This window comes from Marinobacter sp. L-80 (genome assembly GCF_056859395.1).
In genome coordinates this window covers 1-7,202 of record NZ_JBSXOI010000012.1, presented here as the reverse complement: position 1 = coordinate 7,202, position 7,202 = coordinate 1, and the positions used below count along the sequence as shown (strand labels likewise).

At 53.0% G+C, this 7,202-nt stretch carries 3 protein-coding genes; 1 reads left to right on the top strand and 2 read right to left on the bottom strand.

All coding sequences use genetic code 11. The annotated features are described in order from the left end of the window. Positions 1–217 precede the first annotated feature (217 nt). A complete protein-coding gene (locus tag AC13E3_RS00300; protein ID WP_008177406.1) occupies positions 218–1,081 on the top strand; it encodes a hypothetical protein in 864 nt (287 codons plus the stop codon). On the opposite strand, the gene AC13E3_RS00295 is transcribed toward AC13E3_RS00300, so the two are convergent. Both AC13E3_RS00295 and AC13E3_RS00290 read right to left on the bottom strand, forming a co-directional pair. Beyond that, positions 1,073–6,538, bottom strand: a complete 5,466-nt coding sequence (locus AC13E3_RS00295) for a site-specific integrase (RefSeq protein WP_008177408.1) — start codon at positions 6,536–6,538, stop codon at positions 1,073–1,075. The two genes, AC13E3_RS00300 and AC13E3_RS00295, sit on opposite strands and share 9 nt — an antisense overlap. A gap of 478 nt (positions 6,539–7,016) precedes the next feature. Further along, positions 7,017–7,202, bottom strand: a 186-nt coding sequence (locus tag AC13E3_RS00290; protein WP_482901561.1) for a hypothetical protein, incomplete at its 5' end; no start/stop codon positions are given.

Sequence of the window (7,202 nt, the reverse complement as noted above, 5' to 3'; positions counted from 1 at the left end):
AAACGCTGGAAGCGGATCAAGGGGTTCGACCAACTGAAGCTGGTCGTGGACAACGTACAGTTTCAGGATGGAATAGAGGTGGAAGACCAATCTGACAGGAACGCTGCCTGATGGTCATACACCAGATTTGACAATAACTCCGGGTCAATGGCGGCTATATCGTTTGTGTCAATAGCGAAAAAAACACATATGGGAAAGCTCGGGGAAACAAAATCTTATGGGTATTCATGAAGACTCCGTTTCGTTCGACGGTACAATCGTCGTCTTACATCCAGCAAGTGCACCACACGTCGTTAATTCCGGCGGGGTGCTTGAGTTTGAGGAAGATTCCTCAATTGTCCTGCCTGCCCAAAAACAGCTAAAGGACGCCGTGGTTTCAGCTCTTAACGATTTTCGAGATATGAGGAAATTGGCGGCGACTTCCGTAGAGTGGCGTCTCAGGATTGAACCTACGCACAATGTCGAATTCCCGGCAACTTACGTTGTGAGGCTCGTAGGGCCTGGGGCTACGGCTTCGGAGGTGGAAGTATTCAGGGCTGCCGCTCGATTGGTATTTAGGGATTTGATCCCACAGAGGATATTGGGCGAACCGGAAGATGAGCCAATTCTTTCCGAAAAGGAGCAAGAGTTTCTTGGAACCCTTAGCCGAGGGATAGCGGCAAAATTTGCGAGCCGCTCGATCAAGCAGGGCGTCATGGTGAGGTTTGGCTTTGAAGATCTCGGTGGGGCAACGGTACAGGGTGTCATGCCGTCTTTAACGGTCGAGCAAAAAGCTCTTGGCACCATGTGGGCGGCAGGCAGGCCGTTAGGGTTCGACGAGCAAAAAAGTACGGTGACGCTGTGGGTGACACCCGGCGCTAACGATGAGGACGCCTCGGAAATCGAGGGAAGAACTGAGATTTTGTGCCACGATCTGGATTTCCTTCGTGTCTTCGCCAGAGCCTATGCGAATCGCAGTTTGGTTAAGTTTCAAGTGGTGAGCCAACAAGAAGCCAGAAAGCAAAAAACGGTATTGACTCTTCTTGAACTAGAAGAAGTGGCGGTGGACCCTGCGGAGAGCTTCGACCTTCAGTTAGGATAGGGGGGGTAACGGCGTCAGTGGTGCGGGTTTCGGGCAGTAGGCCGATGCAATTGCGATGAAGAGTAGTACCAACTCCAGGCGATCATGGATTTGGGTAATCATAGGGCTGGTGAGGACTAATCCCGCGTAAGAGCGCGCCCTGGTGTAGTTTTTATCGTAATCCTCGTTGAAGGTGTCGAGTTGCAGCGAGGCGGCTGCCGGTACAAATTCACCTGCCAGAACCACTCTTTGAGCTCGGGGAGCATAATCCGGTTTGCTCTTTATGACGACTTTGTACGAATTCTCGGGGATTTTGAATGCGTCCACCAGAAGCCGCATCAGGTGAGCATCTTCGACCTCGTTCATCAGCAAGTGGCCATTTCTACCAACGAGATTCGAGGCCTGGGCGAGAGAAGGTAGCGGTCGGTCGGTGTCCAGTTCCTCACAGTTGTGCAGCTCGTCGCACATCTGCAGCAGTCGGGGCCATACGGCAGTCGAGCGAGATTTCAGTAAATACTTCGGCAGTTTGGTGCCGTACACGAATGCCTTCTTCATTTGTTCCGGGTCATAGACCTTGAACCGCAACCCCGCATTTATCCGGTCAACCAGAATTTCTACATCGGCGAGTTCTCCCGGTGGCAGGCGAAGCATCGGTTCGATTCCGTGAGCCGCGTACCCAAGCGCCATCAGTCTCAGAGCTTCCATCACAATAAGGGGCGTGAGTCTGGTTCGCTGTGCAAAAATGGTGGGAGCCGCACTCTCGACTTCACTGGCGGATTTTACAGGCCAACGATCAATCTGGACGGCCTTTGAAATCGTGCCGGCGTAGTGGGTGGTTACCGGAGTGAGCCTGTCTGCCCACTCTGTCATCATGCGGTTATAGGAGCGAAATTGCGTTCGAGGCGAGTGGTGCCCGAGCGCCCGGGCGATCGCCATAGAGCCGCGTCTTGACGGCAGCCCGTGGTTGCCGAGCAGTACCTTTCGGAGGCTCTCCCTATCGACCGATTCAGTGAGTTTTTGGGCAAGCGGTGTGTCTATCTCAAACAAGGCGCTGTTCAGCACATTACAGAATCCGTGGCGGGCCTGGTGCAGGCTCATGCGGGTGTTTCCGGTCACCAATTTAAGCGTCCGTGCAATATCCGATGGAATGGATCCCGCAAACGGCGTGAGGTTACCCTCTTTGTCGGCAAGGATCGGCTTATTGTCGGCGTTACCCAGCCTGGTCGTATATCGTGTCAGTATTGATGTAACCAGTGACCGCTCGACAGCACTCAGTTGAAATACCAGCGGTACAGCTCGCCGGCTGTGGACGCTGCTTTTCAGGCCACGTATGGAATTGCTTTGAACCAGTACCCAGGTCAACCCAGCGGCTTCGCACCAGTCCGAGCGGAGTAAGCCAATAGCCTCCTGGGCCCTGAGCCCGAAGCGGAAACCTAACAGAAGTACAAAGGCGGCTTGCATACCCCGTTCGATCTCCTCGGTGTCAGGATGCAGGAGCAGTTGGAGGGCCTGGAGGTACTCGCTTTCTGAAAAGAGCCTGGGGCGAACCGAGCGTCGGGCACTGCCGAGATCAAGTTCGTCCCAGTCGGGAGTGGATACTCCGCGCTCACTCGCCCAGTCGAAGAACTCAATAAGGCGTGCCGAAAAATACGCCAGGTCTTTCAGTTTGTGAGCGCAGTGAGACAGCATTTTGGCGCAAAGCTCAGTGACGTCCTCCTCGGCCATCAACAGCAAATCCGCCTTGTAGGCGAAACCACGAAATGGGCCAGACAGTTCACTTAAGTACCGTTTGATAGACCCAGTCGCGTAGGCTTTGTGGGCATAGTTAGCTCGGCCTTTACCTTTTCGGATTCGGTGTGCGACCCAGTAGCCAAGTAGTAAAACGGCACTGCTGACAGAGTGAGTATGGGCCCGGCAGTGCTGTTCGACCTGTTTGGCAATCTCTCGTGACTTGGCTTTTGTGTATTGATTCAGAATGTCCTGCAGTCCTCCAAGAAAAGCTTTCGCCGAGTCGTAAAAAGGTTCGGGATAAGTACCAGAGGCTGATGCTGGAATCGGGGGTAAATTTTCAGTTTCTGGAAGGTCCTGCTCTGGAGTGGACTCCGGTGGTTGATATCGCTGACCTTCTGTCAGGCGAAAATAATCGTACAAGCACAGGCTGGTAGGAGGGTTTCTATTACTGAGAGCGCCTGCCACCATACCTGGAAGGTCAATCAGGTTAGCCTGTTCAATTAACCGGCTCAGCTCTTTTAACAGCGCGCCTACCGACCGCTCGTTTCTTTTTACATCATCAAGGTGTCTGGTTTCCGCCAGTATTGTGGCCAGTGATTGTAACGACTTCGGACAGGGCGCTGTGTCGAGATCCTTGCTGTCTTTGATTCCGAGCCCTTTCGCTAACAGTCGTCCGGTGGTGTGGTCGATCTGATGCCGTTGAACCGGTTGATTGTAATCATTGGGCTCCAGGAATTCGGAGTACTCCAGGTACACGCGTTGCTTGTGTTGTATTACCCGGAAGTTTTGCCCTTGAACCAGATCTTCCAGTAGTCTGAGATAGGATATGCGCTTTTCAATCGCAACGAATGCAGTGGCCAGCGCCAGACTATCGGACTTCGAAAGTCGAGCTTGCCGGATGGCCTGCTTCGTGTCCCGCGCCCATTGTGCAAGGTTCGGCATGGTTTGAAGCGCTCTGGGGCAAGTGTCTCTGACCAGTGAGCGTTCGGTGCCTACCCTTAATGTTCTGTGTCGTATGAATTGTCTTGTATGGGGGCGGTGTTCCTCCAGCCATTGGACCAACACTTCCATCCGAACAGCCGCCTGAGGGTGGGGCATCCCGTTTTCGCGGGAGATCATTCTTTTTGCCAGACGATCAATGTAGCTTTGATTGAGTTCGCTCTCATCGCTGACTGGGCTGGCATCTAGTGCCAAGTCCAGCTCCTTCCGGGCTGCAGAACGCGCCAGATCACGGGCTTTGAGCCGTTCCGAGTGTCGCCGTGCCTGACCAAAGCATTCAGGCTCCCGGTAAGTATCAGCGGGTTGTTTGGCTTCGAAGGCAGTGATGTCGAAGTTGGTCTTGGGCAGTCGCACTATAAAGCCTAGCCGTTCAAAGCAGTCGTCCAGGGCTTCCTTATACCGTTCACGGTCCTCTCGCCAACACCTCGCCGAGTGATCACTGTAGGAGGTTGTTCCCCGCTCCCCATGGCCCATCCAGCCGTCTATGACTTCGGGGTGAACGTTCATTCGAGCTAGCTGCTGGGCAAACCTGTGCCGGAACAGGTTCTTCGGAAGAGGCCACGAGAAGAGTTCCGATCCTGGGACGGCTAAATCGGTTAATGGATGCCACGCACCATTGCTATCGAGCAGGAAGAACAGGGGCAGGGTGTCGGAGTTTCCTTCCAGAACCTGTTGGATGCGATGCGCAAGGTCTTTGTGTTGACCTGAAAGGCTCGCCTTGAACCGACGAAGGTGCTCGAGATAGTCCTCCAATAGCCCTTTTGCGCCATCTGCAAGTGGAACCATTCGTCCGCAGTGAAGGCCGTCGTCGGATTTATCATTGATAAAGACGGCCGGGGGGTGATCACAGAAGTGGGCGATCGACTCGAAAGGCTCTGACAGGTTACGGCAACCGGTTGCGGCATTCAGGGCCGTGACAGTGTATTGGACCAGATGGTTGTGGAAAGTGATGGGGTCGCCTTGCGAGCTTTCCAGCAGGGTTTGGGTGGCTTCCCGAATGCCCTCGACCAAAATGGACTCGAGTGGCGCAAGGAGGCTCCCGAGAAGATTGGTCCTCTCATCGCCTAATGCGGGGTTTTGTAATGGAAGCCCAAATCCGTTTTGAACCTGAGCGATGCTCCAGTTGGCGTATCCACAAGCTGCTGGTAACGTAGCTCGAGGGTGGGCCGAAAGTAAGCGAGCCAATGAATGATCGCATGTCTCTTCGAAAACACTTTGGGACTGTGCGTTAGCGAGTTTGGCGCTGGTGAGTCTCGGGAAATGCCGTTTCGCGTGTTGCCTGAACCATGTTGTTAGGGCATGAGGGCTGGCCCGTGCCCATAGTTGCCGAAGAGTGGCGATGTCCGGGAAAACCTGGGTAGCCTCTCGGAGAGCGCTCTGTATTTGCTCTGGCAGCGTGACGCGGAGATTGTCCTGGAACGGTTCGATCAGAGGTTGAGCTTCGGCATCCGGATGCCAAGAGCTGTGTCGCCTCGGTCGTTCCCGGTGGGCAGTCACTAGGTCTTGGGAAATGCTCCATTCATCGCGTAAGTCATCCGTTATTTCAATTTCCTGTATGAACTCCAGGGAGCGTTCAAGATGAACGGCCAGCCAGACTAACGCGCCCCCCAGTTTTTCTTCAGGGCGGTCCTCAGCCAGAGTGCAGTTAATCCACTGATCGAGTTGATGGGCTTCTGGGGGAAGTGGTTTTTCCCATGACCAAGGAAGATAGTTTGACAGTTCTGCCGTCTGCATCAGTATGCTTTGACCCGAGAGTTTCTGCTGTTCTGGTGTTTCTTCCGGGTCGACGCCGAACAGCAGCAGTTGATGCAGGGCTTCTTCATCGGCAGAGTCTGTTTCGCTGTCTGAATAGGCAAGAAGTTGAGGCCCGCCTGCCGAGCTGCTCAGATCCAATGCGCCCTCTGTTGCTTGGAGTAGGTTCGTAAAGGAAGTCTGAAAAGCGGTCTCTGTTTTTTGAGCTCTGGTGGGGTTGAGTTGGCCCTCTGCAACCCGTTGGATGGCCCTAAGAAGCAGCAGCTCTTTACGGGTTTCTGGCCCTGAGTATCTGGCGATTAGCTGAGATGCGGCGTGTCGTATTGCCAGGTTGAATTGGGAGTACGAGTAGTGGTCTGACGGGCAGGCTTTCAATGACATTTCAAGAATGTTGTCAATAAGTGTCCATTTGCTGTTCTCTCCGGGGAGGCAGAGTGTGCTGGCGACCTGCTGAATCTGGTTATCGTGTGGGCAGTTATGCTCTGCGGTTCTTTCCAGTGCCTGTACGATCAGCCATATTTTTAGAGTTCTTCGTAATCGGTCGAGTAGTTTATTGTCGGAAGGGGGCTGTGGTTGGATAACCAGTTCGAGCAGAAAATGCTCGTTTTTCAGATCTGCTCCTGCCGACCGCAGAATGGTTTTCGTGTTGCCTCTTGATACGCCCTGGTGAAGACCGGAATAGTTATTGGCAAAGTCTTTATCTTGGCTGAACGAGAAAAGAAGCCTGCTTAGGTGGCTGATGTAGGGATTGTCAGCCCACTGATGCAGAATGGCCTTTGAGTCCGGGTTAGAGAGTTCGCGATACAGGTTGCCGACGATCGTGAAGTTTTCAGTGAAGCCAAAGGCGAGCGCTATGGCGTCGAAGATGTCGGAGACGTTGTTTTGTTCAGCCCAAGAACGGATGGCTTGAAAGTGAGGGCCTGGATGCCTTAAGGTCAAGTCCTCGTTGTCTGATTGATCAGCCCCGTGCCATTTCTGCTTGTCGTTACTTGGCATTGTTGTACTTAGTCTCCACTCTCCCTTCTATCCAAAATTCTAATTCACACATCAATTTATATCAAATATCATCAATTTGGCACAAAAAAAGTGTGCCTAAAACATCAGTCTCATAACCATCCAGCCCCCGCTACCATAAAAGAGAAAGGCAGATCAGTTAGTTACTGGTCTGCCTTTTTTGCGTTTGGGCCAGCAGAAATTCCATGTGACGTATATGTGACAAATATGTGCCAAGGCTTGTGACGGTTCGATCTGCGGCCAGCTGGAAAATGACCGTCAGTCAGTTTTTGTTCTTCCTGTGAGAGTGGTCTTCTACGCGGCAAGCCTGAGTGTGTTCTTGAAGTTCCAGTCTAGCCCAATCTGCCACATTATTATGGCGACATTCGTCGGGGTTCTGGCCACGCTTTCATTGGGAAAGCGCACTTTATGCGGCGACGAGATGAGCCAGTGAGGGGAATCTGAACCGAGGTAAGTTCACTCATACGCTGGGAGTGGCAAGGGCATCAGCATAAATCCAAGCTTCTAAACAAAAGCGAACATTCGCCGCACCCCCAATTCCAGGCTTTACGCCCCTTAAACGGGTAAGCAATGCCCCATCAAGAACTTGGCAAACGATCAAAAGGGCTGACGGTTCCAGCACGTCGATCGCCAATGACATGCGTGT

Excerpts from the sequence above, each read along its gene's own strand:
- AC13E3_RS00300 (WP_008177406.1), top strand. The coding sequence starts at position 218 with ATGGGTATTCATGAAGACTCCGTTTCGTTCGACGGTACAATCGTCGTC.
- AC13E3_RS00295 (WP_008177408.1), bottom strand. The coding sequence starts at position 6,538 with ATGCCAAGTAACGACAAGCAGAAATGGCACGGGGCTGATCAATCAGAC.